This is a genomic window from Pantoea sp. 18069 (genome assembly GCF_902706035.1).
In the GTDB taxonomy this organism is placed as follows: domain Bacteria; phylum Pseudomonadota; class Gammaproteobacteria; order Burkholderiales; family Burkholderiaceae_C; genus Comamonas.
In genome coordinates, this window is the sequence record NZ_CACSJA010000023.1 from 60,541 (window position 1) to 86,485 (window position 25,945).

The window sequence follows — 25,945 nt, forward strand, 5'->3', positions numbered from 1 at the left end:
GGTTTTTTCTTTTCCTGTTCTTTACATTCCTTGGGTGGGAACGCTATGTGCGGATTGGCTATGAGCACTTACCATTTTGTGCAATATAAGACTTGAGAGAGACAATGCGATGGCCATGCAACAGCGCACACCAGGGCAGGAAAATGCATCCGCCACGGTTCCCAAGGTTCGACTCTATGTCGAGCGCCCGGAAAAGGAGGAGGGCTGGTTCGTCAATGTGGGGCATGTGACGGACCGCGGGCGCTGGAAAACCGATGCGCATGCGCACCCTGATTACGGCCAGATCATTTTCGTGCGAAGCGGCAAGGGCGCCGTGAATCTGGAAGGCCGCGCAGTTCCGTTCGAGGGACCGTCCGTGCTGCTCCTGCCCACCGAGACGGTGCACGGCATGCGGTATGACATGGATGTGGATCGCTGGGTGGTGACGGTGGACGTCACCTATCTCAAGCAGGTGAATACGCGCCTGCCGGAGTTCGGAAGATTGTGGGCGGCGCCACTCACCATTTCGCTGGCCGACGAGCCCGAAACAGCAGAGCAGATATTCACCATCGTCATGCAGCTGGAGCAGGAAATTGCCAGCAAGCCTTCCGGACATGTGGTGGGCATAGAGGCGCTGCTGACCATGCTGCTGCTGATGCTGGTGCGCCGCAGCCATCTCAATCAGGTGATTCCCGAGGCCGGCCCCAGCCCCAGGGAAGCGCGTCTGGTGGAGCGCTTTCGCGAACTGATCGAACAGCATTACCGGCAGCATCTGCAATTGCAGGACTACGCGTCTATGCTGGCTGTTTCGTTGGTGCAATTGCGCACCGCCTGCGCCGCGGTGGTCGAGCAAAGCCCCGCCAAGATGGTTCACGCCCGCCTCATCATGGAGGCCAAGCGGCACCTGATCTTTGGCGACCTGCCGGTGGAGCAGATTGCATTTGGCCTGGGTTTTTCGGATGCGGCATATTTCACGCGCTTTTTCCGCAAGGAAGTGGGGCAGTCGCCTAGCCAATTTCGCATCACCGCCAGACACCAGTCTCACGCCGCCATCCATTGATGCCTTTGCAAGGCTGCTGGCGTGGAAAAGTGCCAGTGAATCTCTCTTTTGTGCCGTGGCGCCGGGGCACGTACTCATTATTCTTCAATTCATAAAGAGACATGCGCAAGCGGGCAGGAAAAGCATTGCCTGCTACCGCCAATTACAGGAATTGAAGACAGTGAAATGGACTCCCAAACGCAGTGCACCGTACTGGCGGCGCATTCTCAATACGGCGGTTTTCTCTCTCGCATTGACCCTCGCCGAGTACGGTGCAAGCGCGCAGGATCTGGCGCAGCTGCATGCGCCGCAGACCTCTCTGGTCTATGTGGGCGCGAATGGCAACGGTCTGCGCGCGCTGCGATTCGATGCGGGTTCGGGGCAATTGACCGCCATCGGTCCGGTGGCCGGGTTGCCCAAGGCGCGTTGGGGCGCGGCGCATCCCACACTGCCGATTCTGTACGTGACCAGCGACGATGGTGCGCCGGAAGGCACAGTCACCGCTTTTTCAGTGGACCGACAAAGCGGTCTGTTGCGCGCCATGGGGCAGCAATCCACCGGCGGCAGCGGGCCCACGCATCTATGGCTGGACGCCGCATCCCAAACGCTTCTCGTCGCCAACTATGGCGGTGGATCCGTCTCCAGCATTGCGCTGAAGGAAGACGGCAATCTGGCGGCACTGATCGGCACCAGCCAGCACGAGGGTTCGGGCCCGCATCGTCGCCAGACCGGCCCGCATGCGCACGGCGTGTTCCTGGATGCGAGCGGCAGCCATTTGCTTGCCGCCGATTTAGGGGCGGATCGTGTCTACGTCCATGCATTCGATCGCGCAAGCCGCAAGCTTTCCATCAGCCATTCCGGTCATGCTTTCGTCGCGCCACCTGGCAGCGGGCCGCGGCATCTGGTATTTAGCCACGACCAGCGCTTCGTCCATCTGCTCAGCGAGCTGACGGGCGAGCTCACCACGTTGCGTTGGGATGCTGCGCAGGGGCGATTGACCGCTGTCCAGAACCTGCAGACGCACAGCCCGCAGTTCACCGGAAGCAAAAGCGGCTCCGCGATCCTGATCAGCGCCGATGGTCGATTCGTCTATGTCGGCAATCGCGGTGAAAACCGGTTGCAGGTCTATTCGACAAGCGCCGGCAGTGGCGAACTCACGCTCATCCAGACCATTGGCGGCGGCGGTGAAAACCCATGGACGTTTGCGCTGCATTCATCCGGCCGATGGCTGCTGGTGGCCAACGAGCGCAGCCATCGCGTGAATGTATTCGGCGTGGATGCCGCCACAGGCAAGCTTGTCGACGCCGGCCAATCCGCCGAATCACCCGCGCCCATCAGCCTCACCTTTGTGGATTGACTGCCGAACACCGGTGCGAGGGAGCATCCCTGTTCTCCGGGTTCGGATTTTCCGTTTCAGCAGTTTCCAAAATCACAATTAGATATTCAGGAGCATATTCATGGACCGCAGAAAGTCTCTACGATTACTAGGTACGGCTGCCATCGCAGCGCAGATGCCCTTTGCAACGCTGGCGCGCGCGCAAGCACAGGCGGCCACGGCGCCGGCGGCGAGCAAGAAGGGCGTGATGCTGATGAACCGCATCGCACCTTCCGTGTCGCAGCTGTACATCGCCAATCTGGACGGCAGCAACGAACGCAAGCTGCTGCTCGATGGCGACTTCGACTACAACGCCAGCCTCTCCAGCAATGGCGAATGGCTGCTGTTCACTTCCGAGCGACGGGGTGATGGCCAGTCCGATATCTACCGCGCCCGGCCTGACGGCACAGGCGTTTCGCCGGTCGTCGTCGATGACTCCATGGACGACGCTGCCGCGCTTTCGCCCGATGGCCGATTGCTCGCCTTCGTTTCCACGCGCAATGGCTACCGCGCCAACATCTGGCTCAAGGATCTCTACTCGGGCCGTCTCACCCAGCTGACCGGCATCGGTGAAGTCCGCGGCCAGGACGGCAAGCCCGATTGCTATTTTCGTCCTGCATGGTCCGCAGATGGCCAGTGGATCGCGTTTTCCAGCGACCGCAACACCGAATGGACGGGGCACGATCAGGGCCAGGGATGGGAGCACACGCAGGAGCTGGCAATCTACGCGATCAAGCCCGATGGGACGGGTTTGCGCAAGATCGTCGGCAAGCCAGGCTACTGCCTCGGTTCGCCCAAGTGGTCGCCGGACGGCAAGCGCATCGTGTTCTATGAAATGACGGTGGAAGCCACATGGGGCGCGCGTCGACCCAACTACATCGGCAAGGCCTATTCGCAGATCGTTTCGGTGGACGCCGCCACAGGTGGCGATCGCGTGGAGCACACCACAGGCACCGACCTCAAGCTGCAGCCGCAGTATCTGAGCGACACCGAAATCGGCTATCTCATCAAGTACGGGCCGAACGAAGGGTTGGCCTATACGTCGGGCCGTGCGCCGGTCAGGCAGCCCTTTGCGCGCGCACCGAGCTGGACGGCCGATGGCAAGTCCGTGATCTACGAGAAGGTCTCGTTCAAGCCGATACGTCCACTGATGAAGCCGTTGTTCAGCTGGGACCCGGATTTCGAATACCGCCACATCGATGTCTATCCGCTCATGTCGCGAGATGGCTGGATTGCGTTCACCGACAAGCAACTGGGCAACAGCTCGCTGTGGATCATGCGCGGCGATGGTTCGCAAAGGCGCAAGGTGTTCGAATCGTCGGGACAGGGCCTCGACGAAGCCAAGGTGCGCGTGGGCCTGGCGGGCGCATTCCAGCCTTGCTGGTCGCCCGATGGTCAGTGGCTGACGTTCGGTCTGGGCTACTGGTTCTTTGAGCGCAACACCATGGCGGCAGCGCTGTGGCGCGTGCGCCCTGACGGCAGTGGCGCGGAACAATTGACGGATGGCGTCGTGAATGCTGGTTTCCCGAGCTATTCCGGCGACGGCAAGGAAATTGCCTACCGTGTGTGGGGTAAGGAGGAGCGTGGCCTGCGCATTCTGAATCTGGAAACCCGCAGGATCCGTGTCCTCACCAATGGCCAGGACAACATGCCGGGCTGGTCGCCCGACGGCAAGCGCATCGTCTTCACGCGCAAGCGCGACGACAGCAACTACGACATCTACACCATCCGTCCGGATGGCTCGGACCTATACCGCTGCACCGACCATGGTTCAAGCGATGGTCACGCGGTGTGGGCCGCGGACGGACGCATTCTGTGGAGCGGCTCGCGGCATGGCTTTCGCGACGAGGCAGCGCTGTATGAACAGACGTTCCAGCAATACGGCCAGATTTACGTGATGGATGCGGACGGCCGCAACAAGAGAATTCTCACCGACAGCAAATGGGAAGACTCTATGCCGCTGTTCGTGCCCAGCCATTGAATTTCCGGTTTTTGCGCGTTCTTCCCGTTCGCGTGATGCATGGCCTTGCCGACTTGGCACTGGCGTGAATATGGGGCGAATCGCCACCTGCAGGCACGCAGGGCGCAAACGGGCGCGACGCCGCCCCCGCGGCGCCGGTGTTCGGCAATCAAACCATGGGCCACGCGCGTTATGGCATAAATGGTCTATCCAAACCGGCGTCCAGATGCTACAACGTCGACATACGGCAAGCGAATGCCTTGCAACTTGCGGCACTTTTCGCCTTTGGGTGTTGCCACGGGAGATCGTATGGATGTCATCAGCAATTCGGCTGCGCGGTACGCTCGACTGCGCGAGGAGGAAATGTCGGTCGACGAATATCTGGCGCTGTGCCTGCGCGATCCCACGGCCTATGAAGGCGCCGCCCAGCGCATGCTGCTGGCCATGGGTGAGCCGGTCATGGTGGACACGCGCAACGACCCGCGCCTGTCGCGTCTGTTCGCCAACAAGATAATCCGCCGCTATCCCGCCTTTGCCGAGTTCTACGGCATGGAGGACTCGATCGAGCAGGTGGTGAGCTTCTTTCGCCACGCGGGCCAGGGGCTCGAGGAGCGCAAGCAGATCCTCTACCTGCTGGGCCCGGTGGGCGGGGGCAAGAGCTCGATCGCCGAGCGCCTGAAGTACCTGATGCAGAAAGTGCCGTTCTACGCGCTCAAGGGCTCGCCGGTCAACGAGTCGCCGCTGGGCCTGTTCGATGCCGTCGAGGACGGGCAGGTGCTCGAGGAGCAGTTCGGCATTCCGCGGCGCGCCCTGCAGCATGTGCTCTCGCCCTGGGCCGTCAAGCGCCTGGAGGAGCTCGGTGGCGATATCCGCCAGTTCCGCGTCGTCAAGCGCTACCCCAGCATTCTCAAGCAGGTCGCGATCGCCAAGACCGAGCCGGGCGACGAGAACAACCAGGACATTTCCAGTCTGGTGGGCAAGGTCGATATCCGCAAGCTCGAGAACTTCGCCCAGGACGACACCGACGCCTACAGCTACTCCGGCGGCCTGTGCCTGGCCAACCAGGGCCTGCTGGAGTTCGTGGAAATGTTCAAGGCGCCCATCAAGGTGCTGCACCCGCTGCTCACCGCGACGCAGGAAGGCAACTACAAGGGCACGGAAGGCTTTGGCGCGATTCCGTTCGACGGCATGGTGCTGGCGCACAGCAACGAGAGCGAGTGGAAGGCGTTTCGCAACAACCGCAACAACGAGGCTTTCCTCGATCGCATCTACATCGTCAAGGTGCCGTACTGCCTGCGCGTTTCCGAGGAAGTGAAGATCTACGAGAAGCTGATCCGCGAATCGTCGCTGGCCCACGCGGTCTGCGCGCCCGGCACGCTCAAGATGATGGCGCAGTTCGCGGTGCTCACGCGCCTCGTGGAGCCCGAGAACTCGAGCATCTTCAGCAAGATGCAGGTCTATGATGGCGAAAGCCTCAAGGACACCGACCCACGCGCCAAGAGCTACCAGGAGTACCGCGACTTCGCGGGCGTCGATGAAGGCATGTCGGGCATCTCCACGCGCTTCGCGTTCAAGATCCTGTCGCGGGTGTTCAACTACGACAGCACCGAAGTCGCGGCCAACCCGGTGCACCTGATGTATGTGCTCGAGCAGCAGATCGAGCGCGAGCAGTTCTCGGCCGAGCTCGAGACCAAGTACACCGGCTACATCAAGGAGTACCTGTCGCCGCATTACGCCGAGTTCATCGGCAAGGAAATCCAGACCGCCTACCTCGAAAGCTACAGCGAGTACGGCCAGAACATCTTCGACCGCTACGTCACCTACGCCGACTACTGGATCCAGGACAACGAGTACCGCGACAACGACACCGGCGAAGCCTTCGACCGCGCCGCGCTCAATGCCGAGCTCGAGAAGATAGAGAAGCCCGCGGGCGTCGCCAACCCCAAGGATTTCCGCAACGAGATCGTCAACTTCGTGCTGCGTGCGCGCGCCAACAACCTGGGCAAGAACCCGGCGTGGACCAGCTACGAGAAGCTGCGCCTGGTGATCGAGAAGAAGATGTTCTCCAATACCGAGGAGCTGCTGCCCGTGATCAGCTTCAACGCCAAGGCCAACGCCGAGGACGCGCGCAAGCACGAGGACTTCGTGATGCGCATGGAAGCCAAGGGCTACACGCCCAAGCAGGTGCGCCTGCTGTGCGAGTGGTACCTGCGCGTGCGCAAGAGCAGCTGAGCGGTGCGCGCGCATCGCGCGCGCCGGACCATGGATCGGGGGCAAAGATGGCATTGCATATCATCGACCGCAGGCTTTCCGGCAAGAACAAGTCGGTGGGCAACCGCGAACGTTTCGTGCGCCGCTACAAGCAGCAGATTGCCGAGGCGGTGCAGCGCTCCGTGGCAAAGCGCGACATCCGCCATATCGAGCAGGCCGAGAGCATCACCATTCCGCGCAAGGACATCCGCGAGCCCTTGTTCCGCCACGGCCAGGGCGGCATCTCCGACACCGTGCACCCGGGCAACAGCGAGCATGTGCGCGGCGACCGTATTGCGCGGCCCCGGGGCGGGGCGGGTGGCACGGGGTCGCAGGCCAGCGACAGCGGCGAGGGCGAGGACGACTTCACCTTCACGCTGTCCAAGGAAGAGTTCATGGAGCTGTTCTTTGAAGATCTGGCGCTGCCGCGGCTGATGCGCACCCATATCGCCAGCACCCAGCAGTACAAGATGCGCCGCGCCGGCTACAGCCACGACGGCACGCCGCAAAACCTCGCCTTGCTGCGCACCATGGGCGGTGCGCTGGGCCGGCGCATTGCGCTGACCAAGGCGCCGCAGCGCGAGCTCAAGACCTTGCAGGCCCAGCTCGAAGCCCTGCTGGCGCAGGACGATGGCACCAGCGAGGTGCTGGCCGAACTGCAGCAGCGCATCGATGCGCTCAAGAAGCGCATCGCCAAGGTGGCCTTTCTCGACCCCATCGACCTGCGTTTTCGCAGCCGCTCGCGCGTGCCCCAGCCCAGCAGCCAGGCCGTGATGTTCTGCCTGATGGACGTCTCTGGCTCCATGGACCAGGCGCGCAAGGATCTGGCCAAGCGTTTCTTCATCCTGCTGTATCTGTTCCTTACGCGCCACTACGAGAAGATAGACATCGTCTTCATCCGCCACCACACCCAGGCCACCGAAGTCGGCGAGGACGAATTCTTCCATTCGCAGGAGACCGGCGGCACGGTGGTCAGCAGCGCGCTGGTGCTGCTCGACCAGATCATGCGCACGCGCTACCCCGCGGGCGACTGGAACATCTATGTGGCCCAGGCCAGCGATGGCGACAATTTCAATGACGACGGCGCCAACTGCCGCAGCCTGCTGGCCGAGAAAATCCTGCCGCTGGTGCGCTACTTCGCCTATGTGCAGGTGGTGCAGGAGGAGCAAAGCCTGTGGCAGGAATACAGCCAGCTGGCGCGGCTGTTTTCGCACTTCGCGTTGCGCAAGGTTTCCGTGGCCGGCGATATCTACCCGGTCTTTCGCGATCTGTTCAAGAAAGAGGGGGTTGCTGTATGAACCTTTCTCAGTACCCGGTGCTTGCGCCGCGCCAGGGCACGCAACCCTGGCGGCCGTCTGCCGCGGCCGAGCGCATGCAGCGCGGCGTGCCCTCGGCGCCGCTGCCTGCGGGCAAGCGTCCGGCGCAGCCGCTGCCGGACCCCAGCGACTGGACTTTCGAGCTGATCGAGCGCTACCACGCGGCGATTGCCGATACCGCCGGGCGCTTCGGCCTGGACACCTACCCCAATCAGCTCGAAGTGATCTCGGCCGAGCAGATGATGGACGCCTACGCGGGCGCGGGCATGCCGGTGGGCTACCGCCACTGGAGCTATGGCAAGGACTTTCTCGCCACCGAGCGGCGCTACCGCCGCGGCCACATGGGCCTGGCCTATGAGATCGTGATCAACTCCAACCCCTGCATCAGCTACCTGATGGAGGAAAACACCACCGCCATGCAGGCGCTGGTGATCGCCCACGCGGCCTACGGGCACAACAGCTTCTTCAAGAACAACTACCTGTTCGGCATGTGGACCGATGCGGGCAGCATCATCGACTACCTGGTCTATGCGCGCGATTTCGTCGCCCAGTGCGAGGAGCGCCATGGCCTGGAAGCCGTGGAGCAGTGGCTCGACTCCTGCCATGCGCTGGCCAACCTGGGCGTGGACCGCTACCGTCGTCCGAGCAAGAAGAACCTCGCGCGCGAACGCGCCGAGCGCGAGCAGCGCGAGGCCTATGCCCAGCAGCAGGTGAATGTGCTGTGGCGCACGCTGCCCACGCGCCCGGACAAGGACAGCGCGGCGCAGGAAGACGAGCGCTTTCCCAAGGAGCCCGAAGAGAACCTGCTGTACTTCGTCGAGAAGAACGCGCCGCTGATGGAGCCCTGGCAGCGCGAGATCGTGCGCATCGTGCGCAAGATCGCCCAGTATTTCTACCCGCAGCGCCAGACCCAGGTGATGAACGAAGGCTGGGCCACGTTCTGGCACTACACCCTGCTCAACACCATGTACGACGAGGGCTGGCTCACCGACGGCGTGATGATCGAATGGCTGTCCTCGCACACCAATGTGATCTACCAGCCGCCCGCGGGGCACCGCGCCTACAGCGGCATCAACCCCTATGCGCTGGGCTTCGCGATGTACCGCGACATCCGGCGCATCTGCCAGGAGCCGACCGAGGAAGACCGGCGCTGGTTCCCGGACATGGCCGGCACGCCCTGGCTGCCGGCGCTGCACCACGCGATGCAGAACTTCAAGGACGAGAGCTTCGTGGGCCAGTTCCTGAGCCCGCAACTGATGCGCGACATGCGGCTGTTCTCCATCCATGACGATTCCAGCCAGCGCGAGCTGCTGGTCAGCGCCATCCACAACGAAGACGGCTACCGCACGCTGCGCCAGACCCTGTCGCAGCAGTATGACCTGGGCGCGCGCGAGCCCAATATCCAGGTCTGGAACGTGAACCTGCGCGGCGACCGGGGCCTCACGCTGCGCCACACCCGCTACCAGGGCCGCCCGCTCACGGACGACGTGCAGGAAGTGCTCAAGCACGCGGCGCGCCTGTGGGGCTTTGGCGTGCAGCTCGAAAGCGTCGATGCCGACGGTGAAGCGCCCGTGCTGCTGCACTCCGTGCCGGGGCCTGGCTGAAAAACGCTCCCTGAGCGCTAATGCCGTCAGTTCAAGCTTCGGGGCGGCCATCCCCTCTGCGCCGGGACACGCCGGCTGCATGCGCCGTGGGTGGCGCGCGCCCTGCGTCTAGCTACCCTGGATGACGTCATCGAGAATATCGAGCGCGCGGTCGAACAGCGCGTCGTCGATGGTCAGCGGATAGAGAAAGCGCACGACGTTGCCATACAGGCCGCAGTTCAGCAGCAGCAGGCCCCGGGACAGCGCGGCCCGCAATATGGCGTTCACGCGCTCGACGTCGGGTGCATGCGTGCCGGCCTTGCGCAATTCCATGGCGACCATCGAGCCCAGGCCGCGCACTTCCACGATGCCCGCGTCCGCCGCCTGCAAGCGCTTGAGGCGGGCCTGTAGCCTGTCGCCCAGCGTCTGGGCGCGCGCGCAGAGCTTTTCATCTTCGATGATGTCGAGCACCGCATGGGCCGCCGCCACGGACAGCGGATTGGCCGCGTAGGTGCTGCCCAGTCCGCCCGGTGCCGGCGAGTCCATGACCGCCGCGCGGCCGACGACGCCAGCCAGCGGCATGCCGCCGCCCAGGCTCTTGGCCATGCAGATCAGATCGGCGTGGACGCTGTGGTGCTGCATGGCGAACAGCCGCCCCGTGCGGCCGAAGCCGGTCTGTACCTCGTCGGCAATGAGCAAGATGCCATGGGTGTCGCACAGCGCGCGCAGGCTTTCTAGCAGCGCGGGCGGCGCGGGGTAGAAGCCGCCTTCGCCCTGCACCGGCTCGATCAGGATCGCGGCGACGCGCTGCGGGTCCACATCCACCTTGAAAAGCCGGGCCAGCGCGGCCAGCGCATCGTCGACGCTCACGCCCAGCGCTTCGCTGGGGAAGGGCAGGTGATAGACCTCGGGCACCATGCTGCCAAAACCGGCCTTGTAGGGCTCGACCTTGCCGGTCAGCGACAGCCCCAGCAGCGTGCGGCCGTGGAATGCGCCGTTGAACGCGATCAGCGCCGAGCGGCCCGTGGCATGGCGCGCGATCTTCACCGCGTTTTCCACGGCTTCTACGCCGGTGGTGAACAGCGCCGTCTTGGCCGGGCCCGCGATAGGCGCGAGCGCGTTGAGGCGCTCGGCCAGCGCGATGGCGCTTTCATAGGCCACGACCTGGAACGCGGTGTGGGTGAAGCGCGCGAGCTGCTGCTCTATGGCCGCGACCACGCGGGGATGGCGGTGCCCGGTGTTGAGCACCGCGATACCGGCTGAGAAGTCTATGTATTGCCGGCCTTCGGTGTCGGTGATCAGCGCGTTGTCGGCCTGGGCGGCGTGGAAGTGGCACAGCACGCTGATGCCGCGCGGCATGGCCGCGATCCGGCGCAGCTGTAGTTCGGTGTTGGTGCTCATCTGGCGGTCCATGCAGGCCGGCGCACCCGGCCCGTTGCCCGATGGTGCGCTGCAGGGAATGCATATGGCTGTAGGCGACCGCAGCGATGCGTTGCCGGCAAAGCCCCCTTTGTCGGCCGCGATGGGATCGCTGCGCCAGGCGCCTTGCCGTCCGTTCTTTCCCCGGGAGCAAGGGGTTTTCTCTGTGTTTGACGCTGCTGCTCGCGCTCAGGGTAAGTTCTGCGCAAGCGCAGCGTGGGGTATGTCTAAAATCCCTGTTGCAGTGCAAAGCAGGGGCGCCATGCCCCAGAGGAGTCAGCCGTGCAAGAGAATCAGACACCGAACGCGCCAGCCAAGCCCCGGCCGCGCGTCATCAAGAAGTACCCGAATCGCAGGCTCTACGACACGGACACCTCCACCTACATCACGCTGTCGGAAGTCAAGTCGCTGGTCATGGCCAACGAGCAGCTCGTGGTGCGCGACGCCAAGACCGGCGACGACCTCACGCGCAGCATCCTGCTGCAGATCATTCTCGAGGAAGAAGCCGGCGGCGCGCCGATGTTCACCGAAGCCGTGCTGGCCAACATCATCCGTTTCTACGGCCACGCGATGCAGGGCAGCATGGGCGCGAGCCTCGAGAAGAACGTGCAGATGTTCAGCGACTTTCAGGCCCGTATGGTGGAGCAGGGCGCGACCCCCGAAATGTGGAACCAGTTCGTGCGCATGCAGCCCTCGCTGATGCAGGGCATGGTCGGCAACTACCTGGGCCAGTCGCAGACCATGCTCACGCAGATGCAGGAGCAGATGCAAAAGCAGACCGAGCAGATGCTCGAGGCGATGGGCTTGAAGCGTTAGGCTTGTTTCGCCCTGAGCAAGTCTCGCCATGCGTTATCAAGAAACAGCAGGGCTTGCCCATGAGGACAGGCCGTTCATGGTTCGACGGGCTCACCACGAACGGTGTGTACGCGTTCGCCCTGAACTTGTCGAAAGGCCGAAGAACAAGCGGGCGAGGCACGGACCTGACCCTCAATTTCCCGTCATCACCCCCAGCCCCCCCACGGCCACGCGCAGCGCCTCCCGCAGGCATTGCCCAGGCCCTTCGAGCGGTCTGTCCTTGGGGCTTACCAGCGATAGCGCGGAGTCGTTCATGGTCAGCAAATGCCTGGCCACAAGGCCCATGCGCTGCGCATAACGCGCGCCCAGCGACTCCACCACGGCCACGCCCAGTTGCTGGCCTGCGAGTTCGCAGGCCGTGAAGGACTGCGCGACTTCCATCAACGGACGGTACTCGAGTCCGTTGTCCTGAAATGCCTGCTGCGTCGCCAGGCCCGCGGGAAGCGCGGGCGACAGGGCGATGAGGCCGAGCGCGGCGACTTCGGTCAGCGTCAGCGCCCTGGCATGCGCCTGCGGATGGTCCGGATGAAAGATGGCGAACAGGCTCACTGCGGCCAGCGGCTCCTTGAGCACCCGGTCATTGGGTGCTGAAGATCCGATTACGATGCCCAGGTCGATGCGGTGGTCCACAGCCATTTCGACAATCTCCAGCCCCGAGCCCGCGCGCACCGTGAACGTGATGCCCGGGTAGGCGCGGCGCACCGTGAGCAGCGCCTGCGGCAGCAGCATCGATGAAGCCACGGCCACGGCACCGATGCTGAGCCGGTCCGACGCGCCTTTGCGGATATCGCTGGCCAGCCGGTCGACCGACTCCATGCCCGACAGCGCATTGAGCACTTCGGGAATCAGCGAACGGCCCTGGCTGGTCAGATGCAGCCGCCGGTTCTCGCGGCTGAACAGCGCAAAGCCCAGCCGGGTCTCCATGTCCTTGAGCAGCGCGCTCGCTGCGGGCTGGGTCATGTGGATGGAGTGGGCAGCGGCGGTCACCGTGCCTTGCAGGTACATGGCGCGCAGCAGCAGGAGTTCTCGTCGACTCAGCATATGGAATTCGTATGGAAGCAGTCTCTTTAGCTATTTGACCATAGGCTGCGGGGCGCCAAGAATGGGCGGTCTGTCATCACCGGTTCCGTTCATGAGCGCCAACACCATCGCCGCTGTCACCTGCATCCCCATGCGGCTTCCCTTCCATCACTGGAGCGAGCCGCCGCTGTTCGCGGGCCGGCCGCGCGACAAGCTCGACAGCGCGCTGGTGCGGGTCGAGACGCAGGACGGCACGGTCGCCTGGGGCGAGTCCTACTGCGTAGAGCCGCGCGCGCTGCAGGCCATTTTCGAGACATTGATTGCGCCGCTGGCCTGCGGCAGGCAGGCCGATGACGCGTCCTTGCTGCCGTCCATGCAGCGCATGCTGCACAACCTGGGCCGCTCGGGGCCGGTGGTGCATGCGCTCGCGGGGCTGGATATCGCGCTGTGGGATCTGCGCGCGAAAAGGGCTGGTGTGCCGCTGTACGCGCTGCTGGGCGGCAAGCGCCGCGACCGGGTGCGCGTCTATGCCTCACTGCTGCAGTACTACGCCGACGGCGCCCTGCTCGAACAGGTCACCCAGCGCGCGCTGGCCGAAGGCTTTACCGAAATCAAGCTGCACGAGCGCACCGCGCCGGCGCTGGCGGCGGTGCGCCAGGCCGTGGGCCCCGATGTGCCGGTGATGGTCGACACCAACTGCGCCTGGCTGCCCGAGGAAGCCGAAGCTGCGATCACGCAAATGCTGCCCTACAAGCCTTTCTGGATCGAGGAGCCGACCTGGATGCCCGAAAACGACCAGGCGCTGGCCGCGCTGCGCGAGCGCGTTCCCGTGCCGCTGGCCGTGGGCGAAAACGCCAGCTGTGCGCTGGCGCTGCAGCGCATGGTGGAGAACGCCACGGTGCAATACGTGCAGCCCAGCGTGATCAAGCTCGGCCTGACGGCCGCCTGGGACATCTCGCGCGCCTGCGAAGGCAGCGGCGTGACCTGCGCGCCCCAGGTCGCGTTCTTCGGGCCGGGCTTTCTGGCCAGCCTGCACCTGATTGCCGCGCAGGAAACCGAAGTGTCGCTCGAGCGCCTCTATGTCGAACTCGCCCATGTGCCCTATGGCCGCACGCTGCCGATCGAGCAGGGCTGGCTGCAGGTGCCCGATGGGCCGGGTCTGGGCGCGGACCCCGAGGCCGCGCTGGCCCAGGGCAGGTACGCGCACTGAGATTGCAGGAATTCAAACAGGAGACAAGCATGCACAACACCCGCCGCACTTTCATCAGCCACTGCGCAGGCCTTGCGCTGGGCAGCGCCGCCCCCTGGGCCCTGGCCAGCATCGGCGCCTACCCCGACAAGACCGTGCGCATCATCGTTCCCTATCCCGCGGGCGGCGCGACCGACAACCTGGGCCGGCTCGCGGGCCAGGCGCTGCAGCAGGCGCTGGGCCAGTCGTTCATCATCGACAACAAGGGCGGGGGCGGCACGACCATAGGCACGCGCGCGCTCGCGCAGTCCGAGGCCGATGGCTATACGCTGGGCATGATCGACAGCACGTTCACCATCAACCCCGGCCTGCTGGGAGCGCGCCTGACCTACGATACGCAAAAGGACTTCACGCCGATCAGCCTGATCGCCACCGCGCAGTTCGTGCTGGTCACCCATCCTTCGGTGCCGGTCAAGGACCTGGCCAGCTTCATTGCCAAGGCCAGGGCCGAGCCCGGCACGCTGGCCTATGGCTCGGCGGGCGTGGGCAGCGGGCCGCACCTGGCGGGAGAGCAACTGGCGCAGCAGGCCGGGCTCAAGGTCATCCACATTCCCTACAAGGGCGGCGGCACCGTCATTTCCGATCTGCTCGGCGGCCAGGTGCAGTTTGCGTTCGCGACCGTGCCGACACTGGCCGAACACATCAAGGCCGGCAAGCTGCGCGCGCTTGCCGTGACCGGCCCGCAGCGCGCGCTGCAACTGCCCGACGTGCCCACGTTCACCGAAGCGAAGCTGCCAGGGGTCGACATCATGCCGCTGTTCGGGCTGATTGCGCCCAAAGGCATTCCTGCAGCGGCGGTCGACAAGGTCAGCGGGGCCTTGCGTGCCTCCATACGCCAGGGCGAAATGCAGTCGCGCCTCAAGTCCATGGGCTTCGAGCCCGTGGGCAGCACGCCCGCTGAATTCGCGCAGCGCATCCAGGAAGAGGTCACGAAATGGACCGAAGTGATACGCAAGGGCGGTATCCGGCCGGAATGAGAGGTGCCGCCTATGTGCTGTCTCTGACCACGATGTGAAAACCCACATCGACCACGGGGCTGGCGACCGGCCGGCCCTCGGCGCGCGCGATCATGAGTTCGGCCGCGATCTCGCCGATGCGCGTGCCGTCGAGCCGCACCGTCGTCAGCGCGGGCTGCGCATCCTGGGCAAAGCTCTGGTCGCCCATGCCGACGATGGCGAGCTGGTCCGGCACGCGGATTTCCTGGTGCTGGGCTTCGATCGCCGCGCCCAGGGCCAGGCTGTCCGAGCTGCAGAACACCGCGGAGATGTCCGGCGCGGCCTGGATCAGCGACGCCAGGCCTTTGCGTCCCGCACCCAGGGTGCTGGGCGCCCTGGTGAAAAAACACCGGGCCGACTGCGCGCCCAGCGCCTTGGAGCGGTCTATGAAGGCCTGGGCCCGCGTGCGCGCGCGCGCATCGTCGCCGGTGATGATGGCGACATGCCGGTGCCCGCGTTCGTGCAGGAATTCGGCCACGGATTCGCCGATCGCGACATGCGAGAAGCCGACCAGCATGTCGATCGGGTGGTCGCTGAAGTCCCAGGTCTCGACGACCGGAATCCTGGACGCGAGCAAGGCGCTGCGCCCGCCTGCGGACGAGGCTGCGCCGACCAGCACAATGCCGTCCGGGCGGCGCTGGATGATGGTCTTGATCAGCGCTTCCTCCTGGGCGGCGTCGTAGCCGGCCTGCCCGATCATCAGCTGATAGCCGCTGCGCTTGAGCGACTCGGCGAGCGACTCGACCAGTTCCTCGAACACCGGGCCGACCAGGGTGGGCAGCAGCGCCGCGACCATGCGCGCACGCGCCGTGCGCAGGCCGCTGGCCATGGCGTTGGGCACATAGCCCAGGGTGTCGACCGCGAGCCGAACCCGCGCCAGGGTGTCGGGCGTGACTTTCCCGGGCATGTTCAGCGCCCGCGAGACCGTCATCGCGGAAACGCCCGCGAGGGTGGCGACATCTTGAACGGTAGCGGGCTTTCGGGACAAATTCATTCCTGTTGACAGCGCGGCACGCGCAGGGGCCTGAGCCGGCGCTGCGCACGGGCTCAGCACGGTGGGATTCGCGCGATTGTAGGGAGTTCAGCATGCCCGCTCCATGCCCGCCTCCAGCGCAAAAATCTTTCAAGCCAGGGTTAATACCGATTTAAAGGCTAATGTTCACGTTAACAATCTGGAGTTCTGGAAATGTTAACGTTATCTAGCATCATTACTGACCGGGTAAAGGCTTCCAACTTTGCCCGGCATATATCGGAGACAACGGATGAAAGCACTCAAGACCGCCACCTCGGCCCTTTGCATCGCCCTGGCCAGCCTCGGCGCGACGGCTCCCGCATTCGCCTGGCCTGACAAGTCCGTGAATGTGATCGTTCCATTTCCCGCGGGCGGCGCGACCGACACCATCGCGCGCGCCGTGAGCAACCATCTGGGCACGCAGTTCAAGCAGACTTTCGTCGTCGAGAACAAGGCCGGAGCGACAGGCAGCATTGGCGCGACCCAGGTCGCGCGCGCGCCGGCCGATGGCTACACCTTGCTGGTGTCGTCGCTGGCGCCGTTCGTCGTGGCGCCGCACCTGCTCAAGAACCTGCCCTACGATCCGCTCAAGGACTTCAGCTACCTCACGGTGGCCGTGCAGACGCCCAATGTGCTGGTCGTGAATCCCGCGCTGGCTTCCACGATCAACAGCATCCAGGACGTCATCGCCATGCACCAGGCCAAGCCGGGCTCCGTGAGCTTCGCGACATCGGGCGCGGGCTCGTCCGACCACCTCACGGCCGAGCTGTTCTGGCAGAAGACCGGCACCAAGGGCCTGCACGTTCCCTACAAGGGCGGTGCCCCGGCGATCACCGATCTGCTGGGCGGCCAGGTCGACATGTCCTTCCAGAACGTGAACGCCGTCATCCAGCACATCAAGGCCGGCAAGCTCAAGGCCATCGCCGTCACGGGCGACAGGCGCTCCCCGGTGCTGCCCGATGTCCCGACCACGGCGGAAGCTGGCGTCCAGGGCGTGGAGGTCTATGCATGGCAAGGCATTGCCGCGCCGAAGAACCTGCCGGCCGACGTCAAGGCCAGGCTGCACGCAGGCATCGTCAATGCATTGAAGGACCCGGCGCTGACCCGGCAATTCACCGACGCCGGCCTCGAAGTCGTGGCCAGCAGCCCCGAGGAGTTCACCCGGTTCCAGGCCAAGGAATTCGCGCGCTGGAAGCAGGTGATCGAGACCGGCGGCATCACGGCCAACTGAACTTCCGACCCACCACCCCATGGCCTGAACGACACCCAGGCCGGTTCATTCTCTCTTTGTACCTGGTCTCACTATGGCTCCCTCGCAAGCAAGCTCCTCCACCCCTGTCGTCACCCAGTTGCGGGTCATTCCCGTCGCCGGCCACGACAGCATGCTTCTCAATCTCAGCGGTGCGCACGCGCCGTTCTTCACGCGCAATCTGCTGGTGCTGACCGACAGCGCCGGCAACACCGGCGTCGGTGAAGTGCCGGGCGGCGAGAAGATCCGCCAGACGCTCGAAGACGCCGGCCAGCTGATCGTCGGCCAGCCCGTGGGCAACTACAACGCCGTGCTCAATGCCATGCGCGCCGCGTTCGAAGGGCGCGACAGCGGCGGGCGCGGGCTGCAGACGTTTGACCTGCGCATCGCCATCCATGCGGTCACCGCGGCGGAATCCGCGCTGCTGGACCTGCTGGGCCAGCACCTGGGCGTGCCCGTGGCCGCGCTGCTGGGCGAAGGCGTGCAGCGCACTTCGGTGCAGATGCTGGGCTATCTGTTCTATGTGGGCGATCGCACGCTGACCGACCTGCCTTACCAGACCGACCCGGGCGCCGCCGACGACTGGCTGCGCCTGCGCCACGAAAAGGCCATGACACCCGAGGCCATCGTGCGCCTGGCCGAAGCCGCGCATGAACGCTATGGCTTCGAGGACTTCAAGCTCAAGGGCGGGGTGCTGCGCGGCGAGGACGAGGTCGAGGCCATCCGTGCGCTGCACGAGCGCTTTCCCAAGGCACGCGTCACGCTGGACCCCAATGGCGGCTGGCTGCTCAAGGACGCGATTCGCCTCACGCGCGATCTGCACGGCGTGCTGGCCTATGCCGAAGACCCTTGCGGCGCCGAAGGCGGTTTTTCGGGCCGCGAAGTCATGGCGGAGTTTCGCCGTGCCACGGGCCTGCCCACGGCCACCAACATGGTCGCGACGGACTGGCGCCAGATGGCGCATTCGATCTCGCTGCAGTCGGTGGACATTCCGCTGGCCGATCCGCATTTCTGGACCATGGCCGGCTCGGTGCGCGTGGCCCAGCTGTGCCAGGCCTTCGGCCTGACCTGGGGCTCGCACTCCAACAACCACTTCGACGTGTCGCTGGCGATGTTCACCCATGTGGGCGCGGCCGCGCCCGGGCGCGTGACGGCCATCGACACGCACTGGATCTGGCAGGACGGCCAATATCTGACCAAGAACCCGCTGCAGATCAAGAACGGCCATATCGAGCTGCCCCAGTGCGGCGGCCTGGGCATAGCGCTGGACATGGACGCCGTCGAGCGCGCCCACCAGCTATACCTCCAGCACGGCCTGGGCGCGCGCGATGACGCGACGGCCATGCAGTATCTGGTGCCGGGCTGGCAGTTCGACAACAAGCGCCCCTGCATGGTGCGCTGAGACCGCGGCCCGGTCTGCGCAGGGACGGTACGTCAGGCCTGCGCGGGCAGCGACAGCGCGCGCAGGTCCAGCCGTCCGTCGCGCATCGGCGGGCACCAGAGGTAGGCGCCCGTGATCGGCGCGGAGAAGCGGAACAGCGCATCGACGATGCCGTCGTCCTGGCCCAGCATGCGCCGCATCTGCGCTTCGAAGGCGTAGAAAGAGCAGCCGAACGCCGCGAACATCAGGCCGGCCTTGTCGCCGCTGGGCGTATGCAGCGCCCAGGGCATGGAGCGGCGCAGCACAAAGGCTTCGGGCGCGAAGTCTTCCTGCGCCGTGCGCTTGACGTGGGCCGATTCGGGCGCGTCCTCGAGTTCCTCGTTGTCGCTGCGCCGGCGGCCCATGCAGTGGTCCTGCGCCATTTCCGACATGGCTTCGAAGGCGTCGAAGTCGTGCAGCCACTGCTGCAGCGCGAGATAGCTCGAGCCGTCCAGCCCTTCGCCAAGCCCGCTGGCGAATGCCGCGGCAACGGCGGCGGCTTCCTGCGGGTTCTCTGTGCCGTCTTCATAGCCGCTCAGGTCCAGGCCGTGGCCCGACACGCCTTTGCCGTGGCGAAAGGCTTCGACCACGCGCAAGGCCTTGAGCGCGGGCGCCAGCGCCTTTTCGAGCCGGCGCGTGAGCGCCAGCAGCTCGCCCAGGTCCTGGCCGCGCAGCCACAGGCACAGCGCCACCGGCGTTGCGGGTGCCTTCACGCCGGGGCCGGTGAGTTCGGGAAAAGTGCGCAGGCCCGGCACTTCGGCGCCTAGCGCCTGCACCAGATCCTGTCCGAAGGCGGCAACCACGCGCTCGCCATCGACCAGCGCGGCCAGCTGTTGCAGGCTCTGGCGCAGCAATGCGGGATCGCCTTGCGCCGCGGCCGTGAGGGAGAAAAAGACGTAGCGTCCAATCGCGGGGACGGGCTGCAGAATGCCGGCTTGGAAAATGGTCATGGGATGATTCAAAAGAGTTCTAGGCGCTATTGTGGCTGGCAAAGCGCGAGCGCGATGCCCTGGCATTCCCCGCCGGCCGCGGCAAAGCGAAGACAATACGGGGTGCGCCGGCCGGCCGCGCGGGGCAATGCGCGCCGTCGCTGTAGCGCGCGGCAATTTGAGGCATAGTTTAGGGTTAACACCGATCTGGCGCGCGACGCCAGGCACTGTTCGTCTTGATCGCCCGCGCCTCCACCGGCGCGGGCGCGTTTCCTTTTCCTATTTAACGCGCGCAGGCAGGCCGCAGGTCTGCACTGCGCCAAAGCACATTCCATGATCGACATTCGGGGGCTTTCCCAGATCTACCAGGGCGCGACGGGCCCGGTCGAGGCCTTGCGCGGCATCGACCTGCATATCGAGGCCGGTGAGGTGTTCGGCATCATCGGCCGCAGCGGCGCGGGCAAGAGTTCGCTGGTGCGCTGCATCAACTTGCTCAACCGCCCGACCCACGGCGAAGTGATCGTCAACGGCCGCGACCTGACCAAACTCAATGACGCCGACCTGCGCGCCGCGCGCCGCGACATCGGCATGGTGTTCCAGCACTTCAACCTGCTGTCCTCGCGCACCGTGTTCGACAACGCCGCGCTGCCGCTCGAACTCGTGGGCATGTCCAGGGAAGCGATACGCGCGCGCGTCGAGCCCCTGCTCGAACTCGTGGGCCTGACCGCGCTGCGCGACCGCTACCCGTCGCAGATCTCGGGCGGGCAAAAGCAGCGCGTGGGCATTGCGCGCGCGCTCGCCAGCAACCCCAAGGTGCTGCTCAGCGACGAAGCCACGTCGGCGCTGGACCCCGAGACCACGCGTTCCATTCTCGACCTGCTGCGCAAGGTCAACCGCGAGCTGGGCCTGACGGTGGTGCTGATCACCCACCAGATGCAGGTCATCAAGCAGATCGCCGACCGCGTGGCGGTGATCGACGCCGGGCGCATCGCCGAAATCGGCCCGGTCATCGACGTCTTCACGCGCCCGCAGCAGGCCATCACCAAGAGCCTGATCGACGAGATACTGCCCCAGGAACTGCCGGCCAGCGTGCTCGCACGCGTGCGCACGCTCGCGGCCAATCTCAAGGGGCGCGCGGGCCAGTTGCTGCGCCTGTCGTATGCGGGCGAAAGCGCCTACCAGCCCATCCTGTCGCAGATGATCCGCGACTTCGGCCTGGACCTGAGCATCCTGCACGGCCAGATCGATGAAATCCAGGAGCAGACTTTCGGCTCGCTGGCCGTGTTTGCGAGTGGCGACGCGGCGCAGATCCTGGCGGCGATCGCGCACCTGCGGGCGGCGGGCGTACAGGTCGAAACCGTACAGATCGAGGGTTGAGCGATGTTTGAAAATTTCTCTGAAATGATGCTGGAGCTGTTTGCCATCTCGCTGTGGGAAACCGTGGTGATGGTCGGTATCTCCGGCCTGGTCGGCGGTCTGCTGGGCATTCCGCTGGGCGTGTTCCTGCGTCTCACGGACCACGGCGGTGTGCTGGAAAACGGCCCGCTGAACAAGACCGTGGGCTGGATCGTCAATGCCGTGCGCTCGACGCCGTTCATCATCTTGCTGGTCGCGATCATTCCGTTCACGCGGCTGATCACGGGCTCGTCGATAGGCACGGGCGCGGCCGTGGTGCCGCTGACGCTCGCCGCCGCGCCGTTCATCGCGCGCCTGGTCGAAACCGCATTGCGCGAAGTCGACAACGGCCTGGTCGAAGCGGCCCAGGCCATGGGCGCGACCACCAGCCAGATCGTCTGGAAAGTGCTGCTGCCCGAAGCCCTGCCGGGCATCGTCGCCGGCCTGACCATCAGCTTCGTGAGCCTGACCGGCTACTCGGCCATGGCCGGCGCGATCGGCGGCGGCGGCCTGGGCGACCTGGGCATCCGCTACGGCTACCAGCGCTTCCTGCCGGACGTGATGCTGGCCGTGGTGATCGTGCTGATCTTTTTCGTGCAGGCCATACAGAGCCTGGGCGACTGGGTGGTGCGCCGGCTGAGCCACCGCTGAAGGGGCCAGCCTGTGCCGCTGGTGCAGGCCGGCCATGGTGCCCGCACAGGGCAGGGAACGAGGAAAGTCGATGATGAACAAGCGCGTTGTATTGCAAACCCTGGCCCTCGCGGCCGCATTTCCTTTGAACAGCCTGAGCGCGTTCGCCGCCGACCAGCAGGTGGTCATAGGCGTCACCGCCGGCCCGCATGCGCAGATTGCCGAAGTCGCCAAGCGCGTTGCCGAAAAGAACGGCCTCAAGGTCAAGCTGGTCGAATTCGGCGACTTCATCCAGCCCAATGCGGCGCTGGTGCAAGGCGAGCTCGACGCCAACATCTACCAGCACCAGCCGTTCATGGACGCGCAGAACAAGGACCGCGGCTACAAGCTCGTGCCCGTGGCCAAGGCCGTGAACCAGCAGATGGGCGTGTACTCGAAGAAGGTCAAGCGCCTGGAAGACCTCAAGAGCGGCGCGCGCGTGGGCATTCCCAACGACCCGACCAATGGTTCGCGCGCGCTGCTGGTGCTGGTCGAGCAAAAGCTCATCACGCTCAAGCCCGGCGTGGGCGCGCGCGCTTCGGTGCTCGACATCACGGCCAACCCGAAAAAGCTCAGGTTCGTCGAACTCGAAGCCGCGCAGCTCGCGCGCTCGCTCGACGACCTCGATGCCGCGGCCGTCAACAGCAGCTATGCCGTGGCCGCTGGCCTGTCGCCGCAAAAGGATTCGCTGGCGCTGGAGAACACCGACACGCCCTATGTCACGGTGCTGATCGCCACGCGCGCCGGCCATGAGAAGGACGCCGACCTGCAGGCCTTCGTCAAGGCCTACCAGTCGCCCGAAGTCAAGCAGTTCGTCGACGCCACCTTCAAGGGCGCGTACACGGTCGCCTGGTAAGGTCGGGCCGCGCGCCCTGGATTGCCATGCGCTGTGCCCCGCGAGGTGCAGCGCTTTTTTTTCGATGGAGATGTGCCCATGACCCTGCCTTTTCACGCTCTCGACCCCACGCTGTTCGCGCGCGCCCAGGCGCTGCTCGACGATGAGTGGATCGCCAAGGACGCCGATCTCGCGCCGCTGCTGCCGGTGGTGCTGGCACGCAACGTGGGCCAGGACTGGCACAAGGCGGGTACCTTCCGCCACCACCTGGTGGGCGTCGCGCGCTCGCTTGCGCTGTGGCGCCAGCCGCGCGAAGTGCGCCTGCTGGGCCTGCTGCACAGCGTCTACGGCAATGCCTTCGTCGACCTGGTGAAGTTCGATGCGGCCAGCGAGCGCGGCCGCCTGGCCGAGCTCGTCGGCGAGGGCTGCGAGCACCTGGTCTACCTTTTTTGCACCATGAGCCGCACGCAGTTCGTGCAGCGCGTGATGGCCGGCGAGATCGAGGCCGACGGCAGCGTGGTGCTCGAGAAGAACGGCGCGCCCATGGTGCTCACGCCGTTCGAAGTCGCGGCCTTCATCATCGTCAGCATGGCCGACAGCATAGAGCAGTGGTTCAGCTGGCAGGACGACATCTATTCGCAGTTCCCGCGGGTGCAAAACGAGCGCCAGCAGGCCCAGCATTGGGCGGCATCGCTGTGGCCCGGCCCCATGCGCCCCAGCGGCCGCATGCTGCACCAGATTGCCTGCCTGGGCCAGGCGCTGCAGCACCCGGCATTGCATGACCTGCTGCCGCTGCCGCCGGTGTTCGGCCAGTGCACGCAGGCGCTGTCGCTGGCCGACGAGGCCGCGGCGACATCGCTGTACTGGTCGGTGATACAGCTCGACCAGCCGCTGGTCGATCTCGATGCCGCGACGGCCGTGCTCGAGCACGCCGTGCGCCACAACCCCTGGGTCGGCGAGCCGCAGATGGTGCTGGCGCAGCTCTACCTGTCGGCGGGACGCGGCGCCGACGCCGAGCGCGCCGCGACCAGCGCGCTGCAATGCTTCAGCGCCTGGGGCAACGCCTGGGACAAGCGCGTGCAGTGGGACGCCTGGGTGGCCTGGACGCGCATCCTGCTGCAGTCCGCGCAGCAGGGCAGCTGGCCCGGGCGGCTCGACAAGCTCAACAACCTCGCGCTGCGCACGCCGGCCTGAGCGGGCCAGGCCCAGGGGCAGCCACCGGCTGGCATGCGGCGACCGCCCCGGCCTACGGCCGTGCGCAGTCGCTAGGGCGCAGCATGCAGGCTGGACGGTCGAGGAGGCTCCATGGGACATGTACCTTTTGTGATTGCCGTGCATGGCGGCGCCGGCACGATGTCGCCCGATCCCGCGATCGAGGCGCCTTATCACTTCGCGCTCAAGGCCGCGCTGGCCGCGGGCGCGGCGGTGCTCGAAAGCGGCGGCGCGGCGCTTGACGCGGTCCAGGCGGCCGTGGTGTCGCTCGAGGACTGCCCGTTGTTCAATGCGGGCCGGGGTTCGGTCTACACGGCCGATGCGCGCCACGAGATGGACGCGGCGGTGATGGACGGCCAGCGCCTTGCAGCGGGCGCCGTGGCCTGCGTGCACGGCGTGCGCAATCCGGTGGCGCTGGCGCGCAGCGTGCTCGAAGCTTCGGGCCATGTGCTGATGGTCGGCGAAGGCGCGCAGTGCTTTGCCCAGCAGATGGGGCTGGCCATGGAGCCCGAGGCCTACTTTCATACCGATGAACGGCTCGCCGAGCTGCGCCGCGTGCAGCAGCAGCGCAAGCCCGCCGGGATGCAGGCGCCGCCGCAGGAGAGCGGCCATTTCGGCACGGTCGGGGCGGTGGCGCTGGACGCGGGCGGCCATCTCGCGGCCGCGGTATCGACCGGCGGCCTCACGGCCAAGCGCGCGGGCCGCGTGGGCGACTCGGCGGTGATAGGCGCGGGCATCTATGCCAATGACCTGAGCTGCGCCGTGGTCGCCACGGGAACGGGCGAGCATTTCATCCGCACCGCAGCCGCGCACGACGTGCACGCGCGCATGGCCTACCGCGGCCAGACGCTGCAGGAAGCCGCGCCCGACGTGGTGTTCGGCGAGCTGCTGCGCATTGGCGGGCGCGGCGGCCTGATCGCGGTCGACGCCCGGGGCGAGGTGAGCATGCCGTTCAATACTTCGGGCATGTACCGCGGCGTGCAGCGCCAGGGCGAAGCCGCGTGCACCGCGATCTTCCAGGACGAGGCGCCTGGCCGTTGATTCAGGCCTTGGTCGGCGCGGCTGCTTCGGCCAGCGCTTCGGGGCCGGTCGCGTGGCGCGCATAGCGCCCGGCGACCCAGGCCGAAACCATCAATTGCATGGGGTGGAAAATCATCAGCGGCAGCACGATGACGCCCATGACACTGGGCTCGAACAGCACCTTGGCCATGGGCACGCCGCTGACCAGGCTTTTCTGCGCGCCACAGAAGACGATGGTGATCTCGTCTTCCTTGGAAAAACCGCAGCGCCGCGCAAGCCAGGCGCTCAGGCCCATGGACAAGGCCAGCAGCAAACCGCAGACCAGTACCAGCGCCACGAGCGCAAGCAGCGGAATCCGGCTCCAGAGTCCGGCCACGACCGAAGCGCTGAAGGCCGAGTAGACGACCAGCAGGATGGAGCTCTGGTCCAGCCCCTTGAGGCGCTTGGCATGGCGCTGCAGGAACGGCGAGATCCAGGGGCGCAGGCCATGGCCGAGCGCAAACGGCAGCAGCAGCTGCAGCGCGATCCGGCCCATGGCCTGCAGCGGGTCGCTGCTGGTCGCGGTCTGCGACAGCAGCAGGCCCACCAGCAGCGGCGTGAGCACAATGCCCATCAGCGTCGAGCCCGAGGCGCTGCAGATCGCGGCCGGCATGTTGCCGCGCGCCACGGCCGTGAGCGTCACGGCCGACTGCACGGTGGCCGGCAGGGTGCACAGAAACAGCACGCCCAGATACAGGTCGGGCGTCAGCAGCGGCTCGAGTACGGGGCGCAGGCCCCAGCCCAGCAGCGGGAACACCACGAAAGTGATCGCCGTGACCAGCAGGTGCAGCCGCCAATGGCTGATGCCGGCCCAGATGGCCTGGCGCGAGAGCTTGGCGCCATGCAGGAAGAACAGGAAAAAAATCACGCCCACCGTCACCCACTCCAGGCCAAGCGCGACGACGCCGTGGACAGGAAGGAAGCTGGCCAGCAGCACCGTGGCCGCGAGCATCAAAGTGAAGTTGTCAGGAAGGAATCGGGGTCGGGCCATGCCGTGCTTTCATCAGAGTGCGCGTGAAACCTCGGCATTCATGCCGGGGAGGTAGAGCGCCGGATGCGAAGCATCCGATGCTTTTGGCCTTACCTGATCACGTTTTGTGTGATTGGCCGGGTTAAGAAAATAGC

At 65.6% G+C, this 25,945-nt stretch carries 21 protein-coding genes; 16 read left to right on the forward strand and 5 right to left on the reverse strand.

Annotated features, from left to right (window positions below):
• The first annotated feature begins 109 nt into the window (after nucleotides 1–109).
• The 6 genes from GVL12_RS17495 to GVL12_RS17520 all read left to right on the forward strand — a co-directional run bounded on the left by GVL12_RS17495 (nucleotide 110) and on the right by GVL12_RS17520 (nucleotide 9,523).
• Nucleotides 110–1,039: a helix-turn-helix domain-containing protein gene (locus tag GVL12_RS17495; RefSeq protein WP_159916354.1), complete on the forward strand. Its 930-nt coding sequence runs from the start codon at nucleotides 110–112 to the stop codon at nucleotides 1,037–1,039.
• 160 nt (nucleotides 1,040–1,199) lie between these two features.
• The gene (locus tag GVL12_RS17500; RefSeq protein ID WP_200843856.1) at nucleotides 1,200–2,375 is read left to right on the forward strand and encodes a lactonase family protein; all 1,176 of its coding nucleotides are present in this window, start codon (nucleotides 1,200–1,202) and stop codon (nucleotides 2,373–2,375) included.
• Between the two features lie 100 nt (nucleotides 2,376–2,475).
• Nucleotides 2,476–4,374, forward strand: a complete 1,899-nt coding sequence (locus tag GVL12_RS17505) for a PD40 domain-containing protein (protein ID WP_159916356.1) — start codon at nucleotides 2,476–2,478, stop codon at nucleotides 4,372–4,374.
• 288 nt (nucleotides 4,375–4,662) lie between these two features.
• Nucleotides 4,663–6,585 (forward strand): PrkA family serine protein kinase, encoded by a 1,923-nt coding sequence (locus GVL12_RS17510; protein ID WP_159916358.1) that lies wholly within the window; start codon nucleotides 4,663–4,665, stop codon nucleotides 6,583–6,585.
• 47 nt (nucleotides 6,586–6,632) lie between these two features.
• Entirely contained in the window at nucleotides 6,633–7,901 is a 1,269-nt protein-coding gene (locus GVL12_RS17515) for a YeaH/YhbH family protein (protein WP_159916360.1), read from the forward strand.
• Complete coding sequence (locus tag GVL12_RS17520) at nucleotides 7,898–9,523, forward strand: SpoVR family protein (RefSeq protein WP_159916362.1); 1,626 nt, start codon at nucleotides 7,898–7,900, stop codon at nucleotides 9,521–9,523. The genes GVL12_RS17515 and GVL12_RS17520 overlap by 4 nt, the downstream gene beginning before the upstream one ends.
• 108 nt (nucleotides 9,524–9,631) lie before the next feature.
• Here GVL12_RS17520 and gabT read toward each other — a convergent pair whose 3' ends face one another.
• Nucleotides 9,632–10,903: a 4-aminobutyrate--2-oxoglutarate transaminase gene (gabT, locus tag GVL12_RS17525; RefSeq protein ID WP_200843857.1), complete on the reverse strand. Its 1,272-nt coding sequence runs from the start codon at nucleotides 10,901–10,903 to the stop codon at nucleotides 9,632–9,634.
• A gap of 300 nt (nucleotides 10,904–11,203) precedes the next feature.
• On the opposite strand from gabT, the gene phaR reads away from it, so the two are divergent.
• Nucleotides 11,204–11,737 carry a polyhydroxyalkanoate synthesis repressor PhaR gene (gene phaR / locus GVL12_RS17530; protein WP_159916366.1) on the forward strand — a complete coding sequence of 178 codons (534 nt, stop codon included), beginning with the start codon at nucleotides 11,204–11,206 and terminating at the stop codon, nucleotides 11,735–11,737.
• Between the two features lie 171 nt (nucleotides 11,738–11,908).
• On the opposite strand, the gene GVL12_RS17535 is transcribed toward phaR, so the two are convergent.
• The gene (locus GVL12_RS17535; RefSeq protein ID WP_159916368.1) at nucleotides 11,909–12,817 is read right to left on the reverse strand and encodes a LysR family transcriptional regulator; all 909 of its coding nucleotides are present in this window, start codon (nucleotides 12,815–12,817) and stop codon (nucleotides 11,909–11,911) included.
• Nucleotides 12,818–12,908: 91 nt separating this feature from the next.
• On the opposite strand from GVL12_RS17535, the gene GVL12_RS17540 reads away from it, so the two are divergent.
• Both GVL12_RS17540 and GVL12_RS17545 read left to right on the forward strand, forming a co-directional pair.
• A complete protein-coding gene (locus GVL12_RS17540; protein WP_159916370.1) occupies nucleotides 12,909–14,006 on the forward strand; it encodes a mandelate racemase/muconate lactonizing enzyme family protein in 1,098 nt (365 codons plus the stop codon).
• A 29-nt stretch (nucleotides 14,007–14,035) separates the two neighbouring features.
• Nucleotides 14,036–15,022 (forward strand): tripartite tricarboxylate transporter substrate binding protein, encoded by a 987-nt coding sequence (locus tag GVL12_RS17545; protein ID WP_159916372.1) that lies wholly within the window; start codon nucleotides 14,036–14,038, stop codon nucleotides 15,020–15,022.
• 10 nt (nucleotides 15,023–15,032) lie between these two features.
• Here GVL12_RS17545 and GVL12_RS17550 read toward each other — a convergent pair whose 3' ends face one another.
• On the reverse strand, nucleotides 15,033–16,034 hold the full coding sequence (locus GVL12_RS17550) for a LacI family DNA-binding transcriptional regulator (RefSeq protein WP_159916375.1): 1,002 nt from the start codon (nucleotides 16,032–16,034) through the stop codon (nucleotides 15,033–15,035).
• A 268-nt stretch (nucleotides 16,035–16,302) separates the two neighbouring features.
• Between GVL12_RS17550 and GVL12_RS17555 the strand changes: the two genes are divergently transcribed.
• Together GVL12_RS17555 and gudD are read left to right on the forward strand one after the other, a co-directional pair.
• On the forward strand, nucleotides 16,303–17,283 hold the full coding sequence (locus tag GVL12_RS17555) for a tripartite tricarboxylate transporter substrate binding protein (RefSeq protein WP_159916377.1): 981 nt from the start codon (nucleotides 16,303–16,305) through the stop codon (nucleotides 17,281–17,283).
• A 73-nt stretch (nucleotides 17,284–17,356) separates the two neighbouring features.
• Nucleotides 17,357–18,703 carry a glucarate dehydratase gene (gudD, locus tag GVL12_RS17560; protein ID WP_159916379.1) on the forward strand — a complete coding sequence of 449 codons (1,347 nt, stop codon included), beginning with the start codon at nucleotides 17,357–17,359 and terminating at the stop codon, nucleotides 18,701–18,703.
• A 32-nt stretch (nucleotides 18,704–18,735) separates the two neighbouring features.
• Here the strand turns inward: gudD and GVL12_RS17565 are convergent, their stop codons facing one another.
• Nucleotides 18,736–19,671, reverse strand: coding sequence for a Dyp-type peroxidase (locus tag GVL12_RS17565; protein WP_159916381.1), 936 nt, complete (start codon nucleotides 19,669–19,671; stop codon nucleotides 18,736–18,738).
• A gap of 312 nt (nucleotides 19,672–19,983) precedes the next feature.
• Here GVL12_RS17565 and GVL12_RS17570 point away from each other — a divergent pair, with 312 nt between their 5' ends.
• The 5 genes from GVL12_RS17570 (at nucleotide 19,984) to GVL12_RS17590 (ending at nucleotide 24,802) form a co-directional block, all read left to right on the forward strand.
• The gene (locus tag GVL12_RS17570; RefSeq protein ID WP_159916383.1) at nucleotides 19,984–21,027 is read left to right on the forward strand and encodes a methionine ABC transporter ATP-binding protein; all 1,044 of its coding nucleotides are present in this window, start codon (nucleotides 19,984–19,986) and stop codon (nucleotides 21,025–21,027) included.
• 3 nt (nucleotides 21,028–21,030) lie between these two features.
• Nucleotides 21,031–21,696, forward strand: a complete 666-nt coding sequence (locus GVL12_RS17575) for a methionine ABC transporter permease (protein WP_159916385.1) — start codon at nucleotides 21,031–21,033, stop codon at nucleotides 21,694–21,696.
• A 73-nt stretch (nucleotides 21,697–21,769) separates the two neighbouring features.
• Nucleotides 21,770–22,570, forward strand: a complete 801-nt coding sequence (locus GVL12_RS17580) for a MetQ/NlpA family ABC transporter substrate-binding protein (RefSeq protein WP_159916387.1) — start codon at nucleotides 21,770–21,772, stop codon at nucleotides 22,568–22,570.
• Between the two features lie 78 nt (nucleotides 22,571–22,648).
• Nucleotides 22,649–23,743, forward strand: a complete 1,095-nt coding sequence (locus GVL12_RS17585; protein ID WP_159916389.1) for a DUF6817 domain-containing protein — start codon at nucleotides 22,649–22,651, stop codon at nucleotides 23,741–23,743.
• A gap of 111 nt (nucleotides 23,744–23,854) precedes the next feature.
• Complete coding sequence (locus tag GVL12_RS17590; protein WP_159916391.1) at nucleotides 23,855–24,802, forward strand: isoaspartyl peptidase/L-asparaginase family protein; 948 nt, start codon at nucleotides 23,855–23,857, stop codon at nucleotides 24,800–24,802.
• A gap of 1 nt (nucleotide 24,803) precedes the next feature.
• Here GVL12_RS17590 and GVL12_RS17595 read toward each other — a convergent pair whose 3' ends face one another.
• A complete protein-coding gene (locus GVL12_RS17595) occupies nucleotides 24,804–25,811 on the reverse strand; it encodes a bile acid:sodium symporter family protein (RefSeq protein ID WP_159916393.1) in 1,008 nt (335 codons plus the stop codon).
• Between the last annotated feature and the right edge of the window lie 134 nt (nucleotides 25,812–25,945).